The 19,729-nt window shown below is 73.1% G+C and carries 17 protein-coding genes and 1 pseudogene; 6 read left to right on the forward strand and 12 right to left on the reverse strand.

Features of this window, described 5'->3' with window-relative positions; all coding sequences use genetic code 11:
• Nucleotides 1-3: 3 nt before the first annotated feature.
• Together rpsP and ACFVTH_RS16760 are read right to left on the reverse strand one after the other, a co-directional pair.
• Nucleotides 4-432 (reverse strand): 30S ribosomal protein S16, encoded by a 429-nt coding sequence (gene rpsP, locus ACFVTH_RS16755; RefSeq protein WP_376945748.1) that lies wholly within the window; start codon nt 430-432, stop codon nt 4-6.
• A gap of 170 nt (nt 433-602) precedes the next feature.
• On the reverse strand, nt 603-2,054 hold the full coding sequence (locus tag ACFVTH_RS16760; RefSeq protein ID WP_387093292.1) for an aminopeptidase P family protein: 1,452 nt from the start codon (nt 2,052-2,054) through the stop codon (nt 603-605).
• A 174-nt stretch (nt 2,055-2,228) separates the two neighbouring features.
• Here ACFVTH_RS16760 and ACFVTH_RS16765 point away from each other — a divergent pair, with 174 nt between their 5' ends.
• On the forward strand, nt 2,229-3,173 hold the full coding sequence (locus ACFVTH_RS16765) for an ornithine cyclodeaminase family protein (RefSeq protein ID WP_387093293.1): 945 nt from the start codon (nt 2,229-2,231) through the stop codon (nt 3,171-3,173).
• Nucleotides 3,173-4,155, forward strand: a pseudogene (locus ACFVTH_RS16770) (proline racemase family protein). Before ACFVTH_RS16765 ends, ACFVTH_RS16770 begins: the two are co-directional and overlap by 1 nt.
• A gap of 156 nt (nt 4,156-4,311) precedes the next feature.
• On the opposite strand, the gene ACFVTH_RS16775 reads toward ACFVTH_RS16770, so the two are convergent.
• The 7 genes from ACFVTH_RS16775 to ACFVTH_RS16805 all read right to left on the reverse strand — a co-directional run bounded on the left by ACFVTH_RS16775 (nt 4,312) and on the right by ACFVTH_RS16805 (nt 11,772).
• Nucleotides 4,312-5,811, reverse strand: coding sequence for an aldehyde dehydrogenase (NADP(+)) (locus tag ACFVTH_RS16775; RefSeq protein WP_387093296.1), 1,500 nt, complete (start codon nt 5,809-5,811; stop codon nt 4,312-4,314).
• A gap of 47 nt (nt 5,812-5,858) precedes the next feature.
• Entirely contained in the window at nt 5,859-6,860 is a 1,002-nt protein-coding gene (locus ACFVTH_RS16780) for a proline racemase family protein (RefSeq protein ID WP_387093298.1), read from the reverse strand.
• A gap of 67 nt (nt 6,861-6,927) precedes the next feature.
• Nucleotides 6,928-7,860, reverse strand: coding sequence for a dihydrodipicolinate synthase family protein (locus ACFVTH_RS16785; RefSeq protein WP_387093301.1), 933 nt, complete (start codon nt 7,858-7,860; stop codon nt 6,928-6,930).
• A 118-nt stretch (nt 7,861-7,978) separates the two neighbouring features.
• The gene (locus tag ACFVTH_RS16790; RefSeq protein ID WP_387093304.1) at nt 7,979-9,514 is read right to left on the reverse strand and encodes an FAD-dependent oxidoreductase; all 1,536 of its coding nucleotides are present in this window, start codon (nt 9,512-9,514) and stop codon (nt 7,979-7,981) included.
• Entirely contained in the window at nt 9,511-9,834 is a 324-nt protein-coding gene (locus ACFVTH_RS16795) for a (2Fe-2S)-binding protein (protein WP_387093307.1), read from the reverse strand. Before ACFVTH_RS16795 ends, ACFVTH_RS16790 begins: the two co-directional genes overlap by 4 nt.
• Nucleotides 9,831-10,988, reverse strand: coding sequence for an NAD(P)/FAD-dependent oxidoreductase (locus ACFVTH_RS16800; protein ID WP_387093309.1), 1,158 nt, complete (start codon nt 10,986-10,988; stop codon nt 9,831-9,833). Before ACFVTH_RS16800 ends, ACFVTH_RS16795 begins: the two co-directional genes overlap by 4 nt.
• A gap of 118 nt (nt 10,989-11,106) precedes the next feature.
• Complete coding sequence (locus ACFVTH_RS16805; RefSeq protein WP_387093312.1) at nt 11,107-11,772, reverse strand: GntR family transcriptional regulator; 666 nt, start codon at nt 11,770-11,772, stop codon at nt 11,107-11,109.
• A 170-nt stretch (nt 11,773-11,942) separates the two neighbouring features.
• On the opposite strand from ACFVTH_RS16805, the gene ACFVTH_RS16810 reads away from it, so the two are divergent.
• Nucleotides 11,943-13,124: a glutamate--cysteine ligase gene (locus ACFVTH_RS16810; RefSeq protein WP_387093315.1), complete on the forward strand. Its 1,182-nt coding sequence runs from the start codon at nt 11,943-11,945 to the stop codon at nt 13,122-13,124.
• Nucleotides 13,125-13,228: 104 nt separating this feature from the next.
• On the opposite strand, the gene ffh is transcribed toward ACFVTH_RS16810, so the two are convergent.
• From ffh to ftsY, 3 genes are all read right to left on the reverse strand, one after another.
• Nucleotides 13,229-14,809, reverse strand: a complete 1,581-nt coding sequence (gene ffh, locus ACFVTH_RS16815; RefSeq protein ID WP_387093317.1) for a signal recognition particle protein — start codon at nt 14,807-14,809, stop codon at nt 13,229-13,231.
• Between the two features lie 99 nt (nt 14,810-14,908).
• Complete coding sequence (locus ACFVTH_RS16820) at nt 14,909-15,397, reverse strand: hypothetical protein (protein WP_386940724.1); 489 nt, start codon at nt 15,395-15,397, stop codon at nt 14,909-14,911.
• Nucleotides 15,398-15,405: 8 nt separating this feature from the next.
• Complete coding sequence (ftsY, locus tag ACFVTH_RS16825) at nt 15,406-16,281, reverse strand: signal recognition particle-docking protein FtsY (protein WP_387093319.1); 876 nt, start codon at nt 16,279-16,281, stop codon at nt 15,406-15,408.
• A 73-nt stretch (nt 16,282-16,354) separates the two neighbouring features.
• On the opposite strand from ftsY, the gene ACFVTH_RS16830 reads away from it, so the two are divergent.
• The 3 genes from ACFVTH_RS16830 (at nt 16,355) to ACFVTH_RS16840 (ending at nt 19,715) form a co-directional block, all read left to right on the forward strand.
• Nucleotides 16,355-16,987, forward strand: a complete 633-nt coding sequence (locus ACFVTH_RS16830) for a hypothetical protein (protein WP_387093321.1) — start codon at nt 16,355-16,357, stop codon at nt 16,985-16,987.
• Nucleotides 16,988-17,088: 101 nt separating this feature from the next.
• Nucleotides 17,089-18,057 carry a TIGR03885 family FMN-dependent LLM class oxidoreductase gene (locus tag ACFVTH_RS16835; protein ID WP_387093324.1) on the forward strand — a complete coding sequence of 323 codons (969 nt, stop codon included), beginning with the start codon at nt 17,089-17,091 and terminating at the stop codon, nt 18,055-18,057.
• Complete coding sequence (locus tag ACFVTH_RS16840) at nt 18,054-19,715, forward strand: alpha-amylase family protein (RefSeq protein ID WP_387093326.1); 1,662 nt, start codon at nt 18,054-18,056, stop codon at nt 19,713-19,715. The genes ACFVTH_RS16835 and ACFVTH_RS16840 overlap by 4 nt, the downstream gene beginning before the upstream one ends.
• Nucleotides 19,716-19,729 lie beyond the last annotated feature (14 nt).

Raw genomic sequence — 19,729 nt, forward strand, 5'->3', positions numbered from 1 at the left:
GGCTTACGCCTCGTCCGTCGCGGTCTCCGCAGCCTCGGCCTCGGCCTCGGCGGGGGCCTCTTCGGCCTTGGGCGCCGGCTTCTCGGCCTTGGGCTTCAGCACCGGCTTCTTCTTCTCGTCGGCGACGAACTCGACCTTGGCGGCCTTCGTCTGCACCGTCGAGACGGCGTTCGCGTCGCCCTTGAACTTGCCCCAGTCGCCCGTGAGCTTGAGGATGGCCGCGACCTGCTCGGTCGGCTGCGCGCCGACGGAGAGCCAGTACTGGGCACGCTCCGAGTCGACCTCGATGAACGAGGGCTGCTCGGTGGGGTGGTACTTGCCGATCTCCTCGATCACACGACCGTCGCGCTTGGTGCGCGAGTCGGCGACGACGATGCGGTAGTACGGCGCACGGATCTTGCCGAGACGCTTGAGACGGATCTTGACAGCCACGATTCTCCTGAATGTGTAGAAAGGTTGAACCGATCGCCTGGAGCGTGGGGTGCACACCCGGCGGAAGCTCGAAATGGTCGGACCACGGCCTGATAGAGGGTCGGGCGGCGATCCAACCCCCTATTCTGCCAGATTCGGCGGTCGCCCGCGAACCGGCGCCGCGTCGCGCGTCAGCGCAGCCCCGCCATCCAGCGCTCGATGCCGTCGGCGTCGATGGGAAGGCCGGCCGAGAGCACCTCGCTGCCGTCCGCCGTGACGACGAGGTCGTCCTCGAGGCGGACGCCGACGCCGCGGAGCTCGGGCGGCACGGTCTCGTCGAAGGCGTGGAAGTAGAGCCCCGGCTCGACGGTCAGCGCCATACCCTGCCGCATCGTCGCCCCCTGGTAGGCGGCGTGGCTCGAGGCCGAGCAGTCGTGCACGTCGATGCCGAGGTGATGGCCGACGCCGCACACGATGTAGCGGCGGTGCTGCTGGCCGCCCGGCGAGAGCGCCTCGTCGACCGAGACGGGCAGCAGCCCCCAGTCGGCGAGGCCCTGTGCCAGGACCTCCATGCACGCGGCGTGGAAGTCGGCCCAGTCGCGGCCGGGCCCGACGGCCGCGAGGCCCGCCCGGTGGGATGCCTCGACGAGGTCGTGCACCTCGCGCTGCGCCGCGCCGAATCGGCCCGAGGCCGGCAGCGTCCGCGTCACGTCGGCGGTGAACCCCGAGCGGCGCTCGACGCCGAGGTCGAGCAGCAGCAGCGCCTCGGGGTCGATGTCGCCCTCGGCGCGCACCCAGTGCAGGATCGGCGCGTGCGCCCCGGACCCCACGATCGAGGTGTAGCCGACGCCCGCGCCGACCGTGCGCGCGTGCCGGTCGAAGGTGCCCTGCAGCCAGCGCTCGCCGCCCGCGCGCACGGCGCGCGGGATCTCGAGCACCGTCTCGGCGAAGCCCTCGACGGTGGCGTCGACGGCCGCGCGCAGCTCGGCGAGCTCCCACTCGTCCTTGATCATGCGCAGCTCGGCGAGCACGCGCGCGAGCTCGCCCGAGCGCGGGCGTCCCGCGAACGAGGCCGCCCGCCCGTCGAGCGGCACGGTGCCGCCGATGAGCGCGTCGGCCGGGAGGTCGAGGTCGTCGACGCTCCGGGTCCGGAGGCCGAGCGCCTCGGCGTACTCGCCGACGCCCGGCATCGGACCGACCCAGAGCTCGCCGCGCAGCGGGTCGGCGAAGAATCCCTCGTCGCCGGGGCGGAACGGCGCGGGCAGGTAGAGGGTCGCGTCGTGGCGGGAGCCCACGGGCTCGAGCACGAGCACGGCGTCCTCGACCGCCGCGCCCACGAGCCAGAGGAAGTCGCTGTCGGCGCGGAACTCGTGCGCGTTGTCGTTCACCCGCATCGGCGCCCGCCCCGCCGAGACCGCGAGCGTGCGCCCGGCGAATGCCGCCGACAGCCGGTCGCGGTGACGTGCGGCGGCCTCGGGCGCCCCCGCCGGCACGAGCGGCGCACGATCGGCCTCGCCCCAGCCTCCCTGCATGAACTCGCGGAAGCCGGGCGACGCGGCGAGGCGCGGCACGCGCGGGTCGGGTTCGGCGGGCTGCGGCATCGACCGCGGGGTCGTGGCAGGCACGAGGAGCTTCCGGGACATCGGTCACCTTCGGGTTCATCCGTGCCGCGATGCCGGACAGCACCGCGGATCGCCGGCTGCGACGGGAGCCTGCAGCCGCCGGCCCCTCGAATGGGAGCTCGGCGAGCTCGGACGCGCTTCGTCGAACACTCCGCGATGTGTAGCACATTACACATCACACAGTAGGATGTCGACATGACCGATGTCATCGCCGCCATGCGGGTCCTCGATGGGGACGCGCTCCGCGCCCGCGTCGACATTCCCCGCGCCGCCAGCGCCCTCCGGGCCGCGCTCCGGGCCGGGTTCGATCCCGACGACGATCCGCCGCGGTCGATCGTCGACGTCCGGCACGGGCAGCTGCTGCTGATGCCCGCCGACCTCGGCCGCTACGCCGGGCAGAAGCTCGCGACCGTCGCCCCCGCGAACCCGGCGCGCGGCCTCGAGCGCATCCAGGCCGTCTACATCGTGCTCGACGCCGAGACCCTCTCCCCCGTCGCACTGCTCGACGGCACCGAGCTCACGAACCTGCGCACGCCCGCGATGTCCGCCGCGATGGTCGATCTCGTCGCCGAGCCCGACGCCGCGAGCCTCGTCGTCTTCGGCACCGGCCCGCAGGGCGTCCGCCATGTCGAGGCGATGCGGGCGATCCGCCCGGTCGAGCGGGTGCGCTTCGTCGGCCGCGACCTCGAGCGCGCCGAACGTGCGGTCGCCGCGGTCGCCGCATCCGGACTCGACGCCGCCGTGGGCACCGCCCGCGACGTCGCCGACGCCGATCTCGTGGTGTGCGCGACGACCGCGCGCGAACCGCTCTTCGACGCGACCCTCGTGCGCGATCGCGCCGCGCTCGTCGCGGTCGGCTCGCACGAGCGCGACGCCCGCGAGCTGCCGGGCGCCCTCCTCGGGCGGGCGCAGGTGATCGTGGAGACCGATCGCGTCTCGCGCACGGAGGCCGGCGATGTGATCATGGCGGTCGACGAGGGACACCTCGCCCCGGGCGACGTCGTGCCGATGGCGCGGATCGCGACCGGCGAGGTCGCCGTGGCGCGGGACCGCCCCCGCGTCGTGAAGACGTGCGGCATGGGATGGCAGGACCTCGCGGTCGCCGCGGTCGCGATCGAGCACGAGGAGTCGTACGTGTGATGCGCTGGAGCACCGAGGACTGGCACACGGCCGGCGAGCCGTTCCGGATCGTGGAGGGCGTCGCGACCGAAGGCGCCACCGTGGCCGAGCGGCGCGTGCACGCCAGGTCGGGCGAACCCGACCGGGTGCGCCGCTTCCTCTGCCTCGAGCCGCGCGGCCACGACGACATGTACGGCGGGTTCATCACGCCGCCCGACGACGACGGCGCCCACTTCGGCGTGCTGTTCTGGCACAAGGACGGCTTCTCGACCGCGTGCGGGCACGGCACCATGGCGCTCGGCGCCTGGGCCGTCGCGACCGGGCGCGTCGACGCCCCCGACGACGGCGAGGCGAGGGTCGTGATCGACGTGCCGAGCGGTCGCGTCGAGGCGCGCGTGCAGCGCTCGGGCGGCGTGACGACCGGCGTCGTCTTCCGCAACGTGGCCTCCCGGGTGCTCGCCCGCGGCCTCCCGCTCGTGACGAGCCGCGGCGAGGTGCTCGTCGATCTCGTCTTCGGCGGCGCGGTCTACGCGACGCTGCCGGCCGCGTCGCTCGGGCTCGAGGTGGCCCCGGCGCACACGACCGAGCTCATCCGCGTCGGCCGCGAGATCAAGTGGGCGCTGAACGACCACCCCGCGGCGCAGCTCGACGACGACCGGCTCTCGGGCGTCTACGGCACGATCTTCGTCGACGAGCTGGGCCGCACCGACGACGGACCGTGGCAGCGCAACGTCACGGTCTTCGCCGACGGGAGGTCGACCGCAGCCCGTGCGGCTCGGGCACCGCCGCGCGCGTCGCGCTGCTCGCGCACACGGGCGAGCTCGCCGACGGCGAGACGCTCACGCACGACTCGATCATCGGCACGCGCTTCCTCGCGCGCGTCGCCGAGCGCACGGGCGGCGGCGTGATCCCCGAGATCGCCGGGCAGGCGTACCGCGTCGGACGGTGCGAGTTCGAGCTCGACCCCGCCGACCCCCTCGCCGGGGGCTTCAGCCTGCGCTGACCCGCCCCGCGACCGACCGGCATCGATTCAGGGAATAGGCCGCTGCTCAGGACGATGTCGGCGAATCCGTCCTGAGCAGCGGCCCTTTTCCTGAAACGGTGGGGGGTCGGCGGATGCCACGAGGCCGGCCCCGTGGCATCCGTCACCGTTCGTCCGTCAGTGCGCGCCGGTGAGGCTTCCCCACCCGGTCGAGGCGCCGGCGGCGCTGCGCCGCTGCGGCACGCCCCACGGGTTGTCGTCGCGGAGCGGTGCGGGCAGCAGGGCCTGCGGCGCGTTCTGGTACGCGACCCCGCGCAGGAACCGCATGATCGCCGCCGTGCCGACGCTCGTGGCGTCGGTCGTCGTCGCGGGATACGGTCCGCCGTGCTGCATCGCGCTCGTGACGGAGACGCCGGTCGGCCAGCCGCCGAAGAGCACGCGTCCGCTCGTCTCGGCGAGCGCGTCGACGAGGTCGGCGAGGCCGCCGCCCTGGAGCTCGTCGTCGCTCGCGTGCAGGGTCGACGTAAGGTTGCCCGGGAACAGCTCGCGCTGGACCCCCGGCAGCTCGGCCGCGTCGTCGTACCGCACGATGATCGACAGGGGGCCGAACGACTCCTCCAGGAGCTCGTCGCGATGCTCGCGCAGCGTGTCGAGGTCGACCTCTACCACGGTCGGCGTCGCGAAGCGCTGCTCGGCGTCGTCGACGCGCACCTCCCCCGCGGCGAGGACCGTCACGCCGGGGGCGCCGAGCACGGCGCCGCGGCGTTCCTCGAAGGCGCGGCCGATGCCGGGGTTCAGCAGCCGGTGCTCGGCGACCCCCGCGGCGGTCTCCCCGACCGGGCCGAGCTGCGCGCCGCGCGGCACGAAGAGGAAGCCGGGCTTCGTGCAGAGCTGCCCGGCCGAACCCGAGACCGAGGCGAGGAAGCCCTGGAGCAGCTCGGGGTCGGCGTCGACGGCGCCCGCCGTCGCATAGACCGGGTTGACGCTGCCGAGTTCGCCGAAGAACGGGATGGGACGGGGCCGCGACGCCGCGAGGTCGGCGAGCAGCCGCCCGACGTGCGTCGAACCCGTGAACGCGCCGGCGCGGATGCGCTCGTCCTGCAGCAGCTCGACGCCGGCCCGCTGACCCGCGACGACTTGGAACACGCCGTCGGGCATGCCGGCGGTGGCGAGCGCGGCGGCGACGAGCTCGCCGGTGCGACGTGAGAGCTCGGGGTGCCCCGAGTGCGCCTTCACGACCAGCGGGCAGCCCGCCGCGAGCGCCGCGACCGAGTCGCCGCCGGCCACCGAGAACGCGAAGGGGAAGTTCGATGCCGCGAAGTTCAGCACCGGCCCGACGGGCTCGAGCACGCGCCGCACGTCGGGACGCGGGCCGATCACGTACCCGGCGTCGGCGTCGTCGATGCGCGCATCGAGGTAGGCGCCGTCGACGATCACCTCCGCGAAGAGGCGCAGCTGGTTCGAGGTGCGCCGTACCTCGCCCGTGAGGCGCGGCTCGGTGAGGCCGGTCTCGCGCATCGCGATCGCGATGAGCTCGGCGGCGTGCGCGTCGAGCGCGTCGGCGACCGCGACGAGCGCGGCCGCCCGCGCGCGGGGCTCGGTCTCGGCGAAGGGGCGTGCGGCGCGCGCCGCCCGGGCGGCGACGGCGTCGGTGTCGGTGTCGGTCTCGGTGCTCATGGATGCCTCCGGCTGGTGGATTCGGGTGACGGTACCCGGGGCGACCGTCAGAAGACGAAGCCCTCGGGGAAGGGGTCGTCGTCGTCGAGGAAGTACTGGCCGAGGCCGGTCACCCAGGCGCGGCCAGTGATGGTCGGCACGACGGCGGGCACCCCGCCCACCTCGGTCTCGCGGAGGAGCCGCCCCGTGAACTCCGTGCCGATGAACGACTCGTTGACGAAGTCGGTCTCGAGCGCCAGCTCGCCCCGGGCGTGCAGCTCGGCCATGCGCGCGCTCGTGCCGGTGCCGCACGGCGAGCGGTCGAACCACCCGGGGTGGATCGCCATCGCGTGCCTCGAGCGCGCGGCGTCGGAGCCCGGGGCGATGAACTCGACGTGATGCACGTGGTTCGCCCCCTCGATCACGGGATGCTGCGGGGGTGCCTGCGTGTTGATCGCGTCCATGATCGCGAGGCCCGCGCGCAGGATGTCGTCCTTGCGGGCCCGGTCGAACGGCAGCCCGACCGCGTCGAGCTCGACCAGCGCGTAGAAGTTGCCGCCGAAGGCGACCGAGTACGGCACCTCGCCGTAGCCGGGCACGTCGATCGAGGCATCCAGCCGCTCGGCGAAGCTCGGCACGTTCTCGATCGTGACGTGCTTCGCCCGGCCGTGCTCGACCGCGACGCGGGCGATCACGAGGCCGGCCGGCACGTCGAGGCGGATCTCGGTGACCGGCTCCGTCACCTCGACCATGCCCGTCTCGACGAGCACGGTCGCGACCCCGATGGTGCCGTGCCCGCACATCGGCAGGAACCCGGATGCCTCGATGAAGACGACGCCCCAGTCGGCGTCCTCGCGCGCCGGCGGCTGCAGCAGCGCGCCCGACATCGACGCGTGCCCGCGGGGCTCGTTCATGAGCAGGCCCCGCAGCCCGTCGAGGTGCTCCATCGCCCAGAGCCGTCGGTCGTTCATGGTCGCGCCGGGGATCGGGCCGACGCCGCCCGTGACGACCCTGGTCGGCATGCCCTCGGTGTGGGAGTCGACCGCGGAGAGGACCCGGCGCGCACGCATCAGGCCTCCACCGTCGGAACGGGCGCGGGGCGACGGCCTCGATGCAGCGTCTCAGGCGCAGCACGCATCAGGCGAGCACCGCCCGGCGTGCCTCGAGCGCCGCAAGGGCGCGCTCGGTGTCGGCGGTGACCTGGGCGTGCTGCTCGGGGGTGAGCGGGCCGCGCGGCGGGCGGGTCGGGCCGCCGTAGGAGTTGCCGCAGATGTCCATCGAGAGCTTGATGGCCTGCACGAACTCGGTGCGCGAGTCCCAGCGGAAGACGGCGACGAGCTGCTCGTAGAGCGCCTTCGCCTCGTGCCACTTGCCCTCGATGCAGAGGCTGTAGAGCTCGACGGCCTCGCGCGGGAAGGCGTTGGGGTAGCCGGCGAACCAGCCGACGGCGCCGTTCACCATGAGCTCGAAGAGCACGTCGTCGGCACCGGCGATGACGTCGATGTCGCACTTCTCCTTGATCTCGTAGACGCGGCGAACGTCACCCGTGAACTCCTTGATGGCGACGACCTCGGGGATCTCGGCGAGCTTCGCGACGAGCGAGGGCACGAGGTCGACCTTGGTGTCGAAGGGGTTGTTGTAGGCCATGATCGGCAGGCCGACCTTCGCGACCTCCTGGTAGTGGGCGATGACCTCGGCCTCGTTGGCACGGTAGAGGGTCGGCGGGAGCAGGAGCACCCCGTCGGCGCCGTCTTCGCGGGCGAGCTCGGCCCAGTGCCGTGCCTGGTGGCTGCCGACGCCGTGCACGCCGGCGATCACGATTCCGCGGCCGTCGACGGCCTCGACGGCGACCTGGATCACCTTGCGGCGCTCCTCGTCGGTGAGCGAGGAGTACTCGCCGAGCGAGCCGTTGGGGCCGACGCCGCGGCAGCCGTTCGACATGAGGAAGTCGACGTGCTCGCCGAACCTGTCGTAGTCGACGGCGAGCCCGGCGGGCGCCGCGGCGTCCTCGCGGAAGGCGAGGGTGGTGGCGACGACGACACCGCCCAGGTCCATGTTCTGCTCGGTCATTGGGGTTTCCATCCTGTCGGTCTCGATGTTCCGGTGGGTCTCGGGGCGTCGACGGGACATCCTCGACCTGAAGTAGTGTGTAATATATCACGCACTACGAGAAGGCGCGATCCTTCCGTCAATTCTCCCCGCCGCCCGGCCGACCCGACCCGCCGACTTCACCGAGGCGCACCGGCGCGAGCAGCGGCCGGCGATCGAAGCCGGAGCTCGCCCCGGCCGACGGGCCGGCGATCGTGACGGCCGAGGCGGAGCCCGCGGCGCGCTGCGGCGACGCCCCCTCGAGCGGCTCGGGTGCCGTCGGCCCCGATGCGGTCGCCCCCCGGGCCTCGGCGACGATCGCCTCGACGGCGCGCCCGCACGTGCGCGCCTGGCACGGACCGAGCCCGGCCCGCGTCGCGAGGCGCATCGCCCGCAGCGGCACCTCGGCGCGTTCGACGATCGCGCGTTTCGCCACCGCCTCGCAGCGGCAGATGATCGTGTCGTCCTCGAGCCACGCGGTCCATCCGGGGCGGATCCCGTGCGCCGTCTCCAGTCTCCGCGCGAAGCGCCGCATCCGGTCGCGCACCGCGAGCGCGCCGCTCAGGCGCGGATCCTCCTGCGCCACGCCCGCCGCGCGGAAGCCCGCGATCGCCCCCTCGGCGAGGGCGGCGTCGGCACCGCCGATGCCCGTGACCTCGCCCGCGGCGAACACCCGAGGCTGCGTGGTGCGCTGCGCATCGTCGACGAGCACGAATCGCCCGCGTCGATCGCCGACGACCTCGCAGCCGAGCATGAGCGCCGCCTCGAGGCGCGGCGTGAAGCCGTGTCCGAGCGCGACGGCGTCGCATTCGACGACCCGCTCCGTGCCGGGCACCGGCCGCCAGTCTCCATCGAGACGTGCGACGACCGCGCCCTCGACGCGCTCGTCGCCGAGCACGCGCACGACGCCGCTGCCGACCCGGTACGGGATGCGGTGGCGGGCGAGCGCTCCCGCGTACCCGGCCAGTTCGCCCGACTTGCCGAGGAGCTGCCACGGCTTCGGCAGCCACCCCCTCGCGAGCGCTCCGACGCGGGATGCCTCGTGCACGCCGACGACCGCGGAGCCGACGAGTGCGAGCGACTGGGCGACGGGCAGCAGGAACGGCCCGGCACCCGCGACGAGCGTGCGCCGCCCCACCGACACGCCGTCGCGCTTCGCGAGAGCTTGGGCCGCCCCCGCGGTCGTCACGCCGGGCAGGGTCCACCCCGGGATCGGCAGGGCGAGATCGTGCGCGCCCGTGGCGATGACGAGCGCGTCGGCCTCGACGACGACCGCACGGCGGCCGGCCCCGTCCGCGGGGCCCACCGCGGCGCGGAGCACGATGGGCCCGGCCGCCTCGTCACTCCAGCCACTGCCGCCGCCCGCGGCACCCGCGCCGTCGGGCTCGCGCAGCTCGACCGACCACACGGCCGCCCCCGCGTGCACCTCGGCCCCGGCGAGGGCGTCCAACAGCTCGTCGAAGCGACGCGTCCCGTGCTGCATGCGCGGATCGGTCAGCCCCGGGCGGTGGCGCCAGAACTGCCCGCCCGGGCGGGCGCCCTCGTCGAGCAGGGTCACCTCGGCTCCCGCGGCGAGCGCCGCCTCGGCCGCGGCGAGCCCTGCCGGCCCGCCCCCGAGGATCGCGACGCGGGTCATCGGCGCACCTCCCGTTCGACGAGGTCGCCGTCGACGGCCTCGCGCTGGCAGGCGCGCACGCCCTCGACGCCGTTCACGGTCACGAGGCAGTCGTGGCACACCCCGATGCCGCAGAACACGCCGCGATCGCCGTCCTGGGCGCCGCGCCAGGCGACCCGGCCCGCGCCGAGCAGCACTCCGGCGATCGTCTGGCCTGCGCGGCCCGACACGGCCTCGCCGTCGACGAGGAGGTCGACGGTGCCGTGCGTCCCACCCGTCGCGGCCGTCGCGGCCGTCGCGGCCGTCGCGCGAGCCTCGCGCGCACCGCGTGCGCGGCTCACGCCGCCACCCCGATCCCGGGGCGGCCGGGCCGGAACGGCGCCGGGTCGAGCGACGTCGGCGTGCCGAGCACCGCGTGCGAGACGAGCTCGGCGGTCGCGGGGGCCAGGCCGATGCCGGCGCCCTCGTGGCCGGTGGCGTGGAAGAGCCCGGCGAGGCGCGGGTCCTCTCCGATCACGGGCAGGTGGTCGGGGGCGTAGGGGCGGAAGCCGAAGTAGCTGCGCAGGAGCATGGTGTCCTCGAGGAAGGGGAAGAGCCGGGTCGCCTTCGCCGCGATCGCGCGCACCGGGTCGACGCCCGGGCGATCGTCGAAGCCGACGCGTTCACGGCTCGAGCCGATGAGCACGGTGCCGCCGGGGGTCGACTCGACGACGGTCGAGGTCTGCAGCGCGGCATCCCCCGACCCGACGGCGCCGACGTAGTCGGCGTCGTAGACCTTGTGGAAGACCCGCTGGGGCATCGGCGTCGTCACGAGGATGACGCCGCGGCGCGGGCGGATGTCGATCGGCGCGCCCAGCCTGCGGCCGAGCTCGCCCGCCCAGGGGCCGGCGCAGTTCACGACCGCGTCGACCTCGAGCGGGCCGGCGGTCGTCTCGAGCGCACGGATGCGGCCGCCGGAGGCGCGCGCCCCCGTCACCTCGGCCTCGAGGAGGCGCGCGCCGCCGCGGACCGCCGCGTCGGCGAGCGACTGGGTGGTGTTCGAGGGCTGCAGCTGGGCATCCTCGGGGTAGTGGATCGCGAGCGAGACCTCGGGCGAGAGGTGCGGTTCGGCCGCGAGCAGGGCCGACGCGTCGAGCTCCTCGGCCTGGATGCCGATCCCCCGCTGCGTCTCGGCGAAGCGACGGAGCGCCTGCTCGCCGCCCGGGAACGCGACGACCACGCCGCCCTTCGCCTCGAACTCGGTCGCCGGCCGGCCGCCCGCACGGCCCGCGTCGAGCCGTTCGGCGAGCGCGCGCCAACGCGCGTTCGAGTGGATGGCGAGCTCGGCCTCCGGGCCGGGCGCCTTGTCGCTCACGAGCAGGTTGCCCTCGCACCGACTCGAGGTCTCACCTGCGACCCCCACCCGGTCGACGAGCACCACCTCGGCGCCGTGCTCGACCAGGTCGAGGGCGCACGCGGCGCCCACGATGCCCGCTCCGATCACTGCGACCCGCATCGTCGTCCTTCCAGCTCACCCGAACCGCTCACTCGCGGTACGTGACATATTACTCATGGGAGCGGGCGACCACGACCGTTCCGCCCCGCCGGGCGGCGACCGGACGAACTCGTCGGGCTCAGGCCTCGTCCTGGCCGCTCCAGAGTCCGGCGACGTGGCCGACGTGGCGGCGCATGAGGTCTTCAGCCGCGACGCCGTCGCCCGCGACGAGCAGGCGCACGAGCTCGGCGTGCTCGAGCGAGGAGGCCACGAGCGCGTCGCTCTCGGCGAGGTTCACGAGGCCGACGAGACGCGTCTGCTGGCGCAACTCGCTCACGAGCCGCACGAGGTGCCGGTTGCCGGTCAGCTCGAGCAGCGTGAGGTGGAACGCCGTGTCGGCCTCGAGGTAGTCCTCGAACCGGCCCTCGCTGCCCGCCGCGACGATCTCGGCCGCCAGTTCGTCGAGCCGCGCCACCGTCGCGTCGGACAGCTCGCCTGCGAGCTGCCGCATCGGCGGGGCCTCGAGCAGCGCGCGCACCTCGCCGAGCTCCTTGAGCTCGTCCAGCGAGATCTCGGTCACCCGGAACCCGCGGTTCCGGATGGGGCTCAGGAACCCGCGCCGGGCGAGGTTCAGCATCGCCTCGCGCACGGGCGTCGCACTGACGCCGAACTCGGCCGCGAGCGTCGGCACCGTGAGCACCGCGCCCGGTGCGAACTCGCCCGCGACGATCCGCGACGACAGGGTGCGCTCGACCTGCTCGCGCAGGCTCTGCACCTCGAGCAGCCGCATGGGCTCGGGGCTCACGGGGTACCGTCCTGGCGAGATGTCATGCGGCACATCGTACTCCAGCGGCACGTCGGCGATCGGGAGGCGCGAACCCGGCGTCATCCCGCGTCGCACCGCGGAACCGCCCGACCCGCCGTGCGATGATGGGCGCACGGGCCCGCCCCAGCGCGGCCCTGAGGAAGGCCGCCATGCCGATCGAGTTCGCGCATTCCCCCCGTTCCACCATCGGCCTCGAGTGGGAGATCGCGATCGTCGATCGCGCCACCGGCGAACTCGCCTCGATCGGCGACCGCGTGCTCGAGCTCCTCGATGCGGGCAGCCCCTCCGGCACACATCCCTCGATCACGTCCGAGCTGCTGACGAACACGGTCGAGCTCGTGAGCGGCGTGCACACCACCGTCGCCGGCGCGGTGAACGACCTCGAGCAGCAGCTCGCCGAGGTGCGCGCGGTCATCGACGGGCTCGGCGAGTACGAGCTGATCTGCAGCGGCTCCCACCCGTTCAGCCAGTGGTACGACCAGCACCTCACCGACAAGCCCAGGTACCACAAGCTCATCGAGCGCACGCGCTGGTGGGGGCGCAACATGATGATCTGGGGCGTGCACGTGCACGTCGGCATCGAGGATCGCGACAAGGCGCTGCCGATCCTCGACGGACTGCTCGCCTACCTGCCGCACCTGCAGGCGCTCAGCGCCTCGAGCCCGTTCTGGGCGGGCGTCGACACGGGCTACGCCTCCAACCGCGCACTCATGTTCCAGCAGCTGCCCACCGCGGGGCTCCCCTATCCGCTCCCCGACTGGTCGGCCTACGAGCGCTACGTCGGCGACCTCGTGCGCACCGGGGTCATCGAGGACCACAGCGAGGTCCGCTGGGACATCCGCCCGTCGCCGAAATGGGGCACCGTCGAGGTTCGCGTCTGCGACGGCGTGTCGACCGCGGCCGAGATCGCCGCGATCGGCGCCCTCGTGCAGTGCCTCGTCGAGTGGATGTCGACGCGGCTCGACGAGGGCGAGACCCTCACGGTGCTGCAGCCCTGGTACGTGCGCGAGAACAAGTGGCGCGCGGCCCGGTACGGGCTCGAGGCCGAGGTCATCACGGATGTCTCGGGCACCGAGCGTCCCGTCGCCGACGACCTGCGCGAGCTCCTGACGACGCTGGCGCCCGTGGCCGATCGGCTCGGCTGCGCGGCCGAGCTGCAGGGCGTGCGCGCGACCCTCGACGCCGGCGCGAGCGCGCAACGCCAGCTCGACGTCGCGCAGGCCGCGGGAGGCGATCTCACCGCCGTCGTCGCGCACCTCGCCCGAGAGCTGCGCGAGGGGTTCGGCGCCCCGGCGTCGCCCGAGGGCGGCCGCGAGGCGTCCGACGGCTGAGCCGCCCGGTGCCCGGCACCGCGCACCCGGCGCATGACGCACCGGCGCGCCCGCGCGCCGACGATCGGGCCGCGTGCGAGCGGCCCGCCGCCGGGCTCAGCCGATCAGCGGCCGAGCAGCTTCTGCATCGCCGCGAGGTCGGCCTCGCTCGGCGTGCCCTTCTTGGCGCCGCCGAGAGCGAAGCCCGAACCGCTCGGCGCCTGGCCCTGGCCCGCCGGCGTGACGCCGGAGGCGATCGCCTCGTTCTCGGCCGCCCGCTTCGCCGGGTTGCCCGAGCGCGAGCCGCCCGACTTCTTCTTGTTCTTCGCGGCGTTGCGCTTGCCGCCGCCGTAGCCGCCGGCGCCGGGGATCGGACCCATGCCGGGGATCTGCGGCACGCCGCCGCGGGCGACGGTCTTCATCATCTTCGCGGCCTGCTCGAAGCGCTGCACGAGCTGGTTCACGTCGGTGACGGTCATGCCCGAGCCCTTCGCGATGCGCAGGCGCCGCGAGCCGTTCAGGAGCTTCGTGTTCTTGCGCTCGGCGGGCGTCATCGACTGGATGATCGCCTCGGTGCGCACGATCTCGCGCTCGTCGAAGTTCTCGAGCTGCTGCTTCATGCCGCCCGCGCCCGGCAGCATGCCGAGCATCTTCTTGATCGAGCCGGCGCCGCGCAGCTGCTGCATCTGCGCCAGGAAGTCGTCGAGCGTGAACTGCTCGGTCGCGAGCTTCTCGGCGACCTTCAGCGCCTCTTCCTCGTCGAAGGCCTGCTGGGCCTGCTCGATGAGCGTGAGGATGTCGCCGAGGTCGAGGATGCGGCTCGCCATGCGGTCGGGGTGGAAGGGCTCGAAGTCGTCGAGGCCCTCGCCCGTGGAGGCGAAGATGATGGGGCGCCCCGTGACCGAGGCGACCGAGAGCGCGGCACCGCCGCGCGCGTCGCCGTCGAGCTTCGAGAGCACGACGCCGGTGAAGTCGACGCCCTCCTGGAAGGCCTTCGCGGTCGTCACCGCGTCCTGGCCGATCATCGCGTCGATGACGAAGAGCACCTCGTCGGGATCGGTCGCCTTGCGGATGTTCGACGCCTGCTTCATCATCTCGGCGTCGACGCCGAGACGGCCGGCGGTGTCGATGATGACGACGTCGTGCTGCGCGCGACGCGCCTGCTCGACGCCCGCCTTCGCGACCTTCACCGGGTCGCCGACACCGTTGCCGGGCTCGGGGGCGAAGACCGGCACGCCGGCCTGCGAGCCGACGACCTGCAGCTGGTTGACCGCGTTGGGGCGCTGGAGGTCGCTGGCGACGAGGAGCGGCGTGTGCCCCTCCTTCGCGAGGTGCTTCGCGAGCTTGCCCGCGAGCGTCGTCTTTCCGGCGCCCTGGAGGCCGGCGAGCATGATGACCGTCGGCGGGTTCTTCGCGAACTGCAGGCGGCGCTGCTGGCCGCCGAGGATCGCCACCAGCTCCTCGTTGACGATCTGCACGACCTGCTGGGCCGGGTTCAGGGCCTTGTTGACCTCATCGCCGAGCGCGCGCTCGCGCACGTGCGCCGTGAACTGCTTGACCACGTCGAGCGAGACGTCGGCGTCGAGCAGGGCGCGGCGGATCTCGCGCACCGTGCCGTCGACGTCGGATGCGGAGAGCTTGCCCTTGGTGCGGAGGTTCTTGAAGGTCTCCGCGAGGCGGTCAGACAGGTTTCCGAAGGTAGCCATGGTGCCTTCGATTCTAGGCGAGGTCGGATGCCTCTCCGCGTCGCGGCGCGGACGACCACCCCGGCCGCCGCGGCGGGGCGTTCGGCGAGGCTCGCGCGCTCAGCCCTCGAAGCGGACGTCGACGATCTCGCGCTCGAGGTCGATCGACGCGACGAGCCGTTCGTCGGTGTCGTCGGGGGCGAGCGCGTACTCGAACTCGGCGAAGGCATCGCCGGGCTCGTCGGCGTCGGGGCGGAGGTCGACCCGGACGAGGCTGAGCGAGCGCAGTGCGTCGACCTGGCGGTCGCCCGAGTCGCGTCCGATCGCCGCGTCGACGTCGTCGGCCTGCTCGAGCTCGGGGTCGAGCACGACGTCGAGGAACCGCACGATCGGCGAGCTCTTGCTGTCGAGCTGGCTGACGAACGCCTGGCGCAACTCGTCGTCGACGAGCTCGAGCTCGCCGACGAGCGACGAGGCGATGTCGAGCGACGGCAGCGAGACGAGGTCGGCGTCGGCGTCGAGCACCACCTCGACGCGCTGGTCCGCGTACTCGTACGTCTCCGACCAGTAGTCGCCGACGAGGCCGAAGTAGTCGTGTTCGATCGACATGCGTGCTCCTATCCGACGAGCTTCTGCGCGAAGACGTGCGGGGTGAAACCGGTGAGGTCGCCGATGCCCTCGCCCTGCCCGATGAGCTTGATCGGCAGGCCCGTCTTCTCCTGGACGGCGAGGACGAACCCGCCCTTCGCGCTGCCGTCGAGCTTCGTGAGCACGAGGCCGGTCACTCCCCCGTGCTCGATGAAGGCCTCGGCCTGCGCGAGGCCGTTCTGGCCGGTGGTCGCGTCGAGCACGAGCAGCACCTCGCTGATCGGCGCCTGCTTCTCGACGACACGGCGGATCTTGCCGAGCTCGTCCATGAGCCCGCCCTTGGTGTGCAGGCGGCCGGCGGTGTCGATGATCACGATCTCCGTGCCGTCCTGCTTGGCCTTGTCGACCGTCTGGAAGGCGACCGACGCCGGATCCTGGCCCTCGCGCTCGGGGCGCACGATGCCGACCCCCGCCCGCTCGGCCCAGGTGGCGAGCTGGTCGACCGCGGCCGCGCGGAAGGTGTCGGCCGCCCCGACCACGACCGATCGGTCGTAGCTGCGGAGGAAGCGCGCGAACTTGCCGATCGTGGTCGTCTTGCCGACGCCGTTCACGCCGACGACGAGCACGACGGCGGGGCGCTCGGTGAGCTTCAGCGTGGGGTCGTACTTGGCGAGACGCTCCTCGACGACCTCCCGGAGCATCCGCTGGACGTCCTTCGGGTCGGTGGTCTTGAACCGCTCGACCTGCGCGCGGATCTGCGCGACGATCTCCTCGGTGACGTCGGGTCCGAAGTCGGCGCGGATGAGCGCCGACTCGAGGTCGTCCCAGGTGTCGTCGTCGATCGTCTTCGCCCCGAAGACCCCGCGGAGGGCTGCGCCGAGCGACCAGGATGCGCGTTCTGCCATACGACCAGCCTACGGGGGCGGATGCCCGGCGGCGCGCGTCGGCCGGACCCACGGCGATCCGTAGACTCGGCGCGTGCCGTTCCGATTCGTGCTCCCCGCCTCCCTGCCCCTCCTCGAACAGGAGGCGGCCGACGGGGCCGACTCGATCGAACGGCAGATCGCGACGCTGCGCGCCGACTACGGCCGCGCGTCGCGGCTGCTCATCGGCCTCGGCGCCACGGCCGTCCTCGTCGTCGCGATCTTCCTCGTGTGCGGACTCGTCGGGGCCTTCGGGTTCGCGATCCCGTTCGTCGCGCCGATGCTCGCCCTCGTCGCGCTCGGCGCCGGTGCCGTCTGGCTGCTGCTCGGCCTGCACCGCAGCGGGCGACGGCTCTCCATCGCGCTCGCCCGGCGGCTGAGCGCCGACGCCGAGGGCCGCGGTTCGATCGCCGACGCGGTGCTCGCACGCACCTTCATCCTCGAACCCTTCATCCTGGCTCGCCTGGTCGTGGCCTCCCTCAGCCTGCTGTTCGGGGTGATGGCGGCGTCGGTCGTGTTCATGCCGGTGTCCGTCGCCGACCCGGTCGAGGTCTCGCTCGCGGCCGCGACCACGTCGATCGGCGTGGTGCTCGTCCTCGTGGGGTGCGAGGTGTTCGGCGGCGTGTTCCGCGTCCATCGCGCGCATTCCCGCCGGGACCCGGTGCAGCGCCGCCTCCTGGGCGGCTGACCGCCCGTCCCTCGCCCGTTGCACGGAGGCACCGGGCGGTGCAAGGGGTTGCCCGCCGCCGCACGGCCGGAGGAGTCTCGGGACGACGGAAAGGAGCGCGCATGACCTCCGTGGGTTTCCACGCCTCGCACGAACAGCTGCCGCCGAGCCGCCTCCTGGAGGCCGTCGTCCGGGCCGAACGGGCCGGCTTCTCGGCGGCGATGTGCAGCGACCACCTCGCACCCTGGAGCCTCAGGCAGGGGCACTCCGGCTATGCCTGGAGTTGGCTCGGCGCCGCGCTCGAGGCGACCCGGTTCTCGCTCGGCGTCGTCACCGCCCCCGGGCAGCGCTACCACCCGGCGGTCGCCGCGCAGAAGATCGCGACCCTCGCCGAGATGTACCCCGGCCGGTTCTGGGCGGCGCTCGGCAGCGGCGAGGCGATCAACGAGCACGTGACCGGCGACCCGTGGCCGCCGAAGGACGAACGCGACGCGCGACTCGTCGAGACCGTCGGCGTGATGCGCCGGCTGCTCGCCGGCGAGGAGGTGAGCTCCGACGGGCTCGTCCGCGTCGACCGCGCACGGGTGTGGAGCCTGCCTTCCGAGCCCGCTCCCCTCTTCGCCGCCGCGGTGAGCGCCGAGACCGCGAGCGCCGCGGCGAGCTGGGCGGACGGCGTGATCACGGTGGACCAGCCCGACGACGAGCTGCGGGGGTTCATCGACGCCTACCGGGGCGCGGGCGGCCGCGGACCGGTGGCCGTGCAGGTGCACCTGAGCTGGGCGGACACCGACGACGAGGCCCTCGCGATCGCGCACGAGCAGTGGCGCCAGAGCCTCGTGCCGGCGCATCTCGCCTGGGAACTCGACCAGCCGGAGGACTTCGACGAGCGGACCGCATCGGCGACGCCGGCCGACGTCGGCGGCACGCTGCTCGCCTCGGCCGACCCGTCGCGCCACCTCGACCACCTCCTGCGCATCGCGGAGCTCGGGGTCGACCGCATCTACCTGCATCACGTCGGCACCGAGCAGACGTCGTTCATCGAGGCGTTCGGCGAGCGCGTCGTGCCCGGGCTCGAGGCGGTCGTCGCATGAGGATCACCGATCGCAGCGACCTCTGGTGGAAGACGGCGGTCGTCTACTGCCTCGACGTCGAGACCTACATGGACTGCAACGACGACGGCTCGGGCGACTTCGAGGGGCTCGCCCACCGCCTCGACCACCTCGCGGAGCTCGGCGTCACGTGCATCTGGCTCATGCCGTTCCAGCCGACGCCCGACCGCGACGACGGCTACGACATCACCGACTTCCTCGGGGTCGATCCCCGCCTCGGCACGCTCGGCGACGTCGCCGAGTTCACTCGCACGGCGCGCGACCGCGGAATGCGGGTCATCATCGACTTCGTCATGAACCACACCTCCGAGCGGCATCCGTGGTTCAGGGCCGCGCGGCGCAGTCGCACCTCGCCCTTCCGCGACTGGTACGTGTGGCGGGACGACCCGCCGACGCAGCCGAACGCCGTCTTCCCCGGCGAGGAGCAGTCGGTCTGGGAGTTCGACGAGCGCACGGGCCAGTACTACCTGCACAGCTTCTACCGGCACCAGCCCGACCTGAACATCGCGAACCCCGCCGTGCGCGACGAGATCGCCCGCACGCTCGGCTTCTGGCTCCAGCTCGGCATCTCGGGGTTCCGCGTCGACGCGGTGCCGTTCCTCATCGAACCGCCCGACGGGGTCGACATCGGCGATCCGCACGAGTTCCTCCGCGACCTCCGCCGGTTCCTGCAGCGCCGTTCGAGCGAGGCGGTCCTGCTCGGGGAGGTGAACCTCCCGTACGACGAACAGCTCGACTTCTTCGGCCGCAGCGGCGACGCGGCCGAGCTCACCATGCAGTTCGACTTCCTCGGCATGCAGGCGCTGTACCTGTCGCTCGCGCGCGAGGACGCCCGCCCGCTCGCGGAGGCGCTCGCATCGAGGCCCCCGCTCGAGCCCGAGGCCCAGTGGGCGAACTTCGTGCGCAACCACGACGAGCTCACGCTCGACAAGCTCTCCGATGCCGAGCGCGAGGAGGTGTTCGACGCGTTCGCCCCCGAGGCGTGGATGCGCGTCTACGACCGGGGCATCGTGCGGCGGCTGCCGACGATGCTCGACGGCGACCCCCGCCGGATCAAGCTGGTCTACAGCCTGCTCTTCTCCCTCCCCGGCACTCCGGTGCTCTTCTACGGCGAGGAGATCGGCATGGGCGAGAACGGCGCGCAGGAGGGGCGGCAGGCCGTGCGCACGCCCATGCAGTGGACCGATGAGCGCAACGGCGGGTTCTCGCGGGCGGTTCCGTCGCGGCTGGTCGCCACACCGCCGGGCGACGGGTACTCACCCGAGCACGTGAACGTCGAGGCCCAGATGCACGACCCCGACTCGCTGCTGTCGTTCATCAGGCAGCTCGCGACGCGGTACCGCAGTTCACCCGAGATCGGCTGGGGCGCGCTCGACGTGCTGACCACCGGGCTCGACGGGGTGCTCGCCCACCGGATCACCGCCGACGTCGGCAGGTTCATCGCCGTGCACAACTTCGCGTCCGCGCCTGCGCTCGTGCCGCTCGAGCTCGGAGCGGTCGCGGAGGGTTCCGTGCTCTCCGACCTGTTCGCACCCGACACCTTCCCGCTCGACGAGCGCGGGCGGATCGAGGTGCACCTCGACGCGTACGGCTACCGATGGTTCCGCATCGTGGAGCCCGACGACCGCCGGCTCACCTGAGCGAGAGCTCACCC

Origin of the sequence: Agromyces sp. NPDC058104, from assembly GCF_042884835.1 — a bacterium.
GTDB lineage: Bacteria > Actinomycetota > Actinomycetes > Actinomycetales > Microbacteriaceae > Agromyces.

Excerpts from the sequence above, each read along its gene's own strand:
- ACFVTH_RS16760 (WP_387093292.1), bottom strand. The coding sequence starts at position 2,054 with ATGTCCCGGAAGCTCCTCGTGCCTGCCACGACCCCGCGGTCGATGCCG.
- ACFVTH_RS16765 (WP_387093293.1), top strand. The coding sequence starts at position 2,229 with ATGACCGATGTCATCGCCGCCATGCGGGTCCTCGATGGGGACGCGCTC.
- ACFVTH_RS16775 (WP_387093296.1), bottom strand. The coding sequence starts at position 5,811 with ATGAGCACCGAGACCGACACCGACACCGACGCCGTCGCCGCCCGGGCG.
- ACFVTH_RS16780 (WP_387093298.1), bottom strand. The coding sequence starts at position 6,860 with ATGCGTGCGCGCCGGGTCCTCTCCGCGGTCGACTCCCACACCGAGGGC.
- ACFVTH_RS16785 (WP_387093301.1), bottom strand. The coding sequence starts at position 7,860 with ATGACCGAGCAGAACATGGACCTGGGCGGTGTCGTCGTCGCCACCACC.
- ACFVTH_RS16790 (WP_387093304.1), bottom strand. The coding sequence starts at position 9,514 with ATGACCCGCGTCGCGATCCTCGGGGGCGGGCCGGCAGGGCTCGCCGCG.
- ACFVTH_RS16800 (WP_387093309.1), bottom strand. The coding sequence starts at position 10,988 with ATGCGGGTCGCAGTGATCGGAGCGGGCATCGTGGGCGCCGCGTGCGCC.
- ACFVTH_RS16810 (WP_387093315.1), top strand. The coding sequence starts at position 11,943 with ATGCCGATCGAGTTCGCGCATTCCCCCCGTTCCACCATCGGCCTCGAG.
- ffh (WP_387093317.1), bottom strand. The coding sequence starts at position 14,809 with ATGGCTACCTTCGGAAACCTGTCTGACCGCCTCGCGGAGACCTTCAAG.
- ACFVTH_RS16820 (WP_386940724.1), bottom strand. The coding sequence starts at position 15,397 with ATGTCGATCGAACACGACTACTTCGGCCTCGTCGGCGACTACTGGTCG.
- ftsY (WP_387093319.1), bottom strand. The coding sequence starts at position 16,281 with ATGGCAGAACGCGCATCCTGGTCGCTCGGCGCAGCCCTCCGCGGGGTC.
- ACFVTH_RS16835 (WP_387093324.1), top strand. The coding sequence starts at position 17,089 with ATGACCTCCGTGGGTTTCCACGCCTCGCACGAACAGCTGCCGCCGAGC.
- ACFVTH_RS16840 (WP_387093326.1), top strand. The coding sequence starts at position 18,054 with ATGAGGATCACCGATCGCAGCGACCTCTGGTGGAAGACGGCGGTCGTC.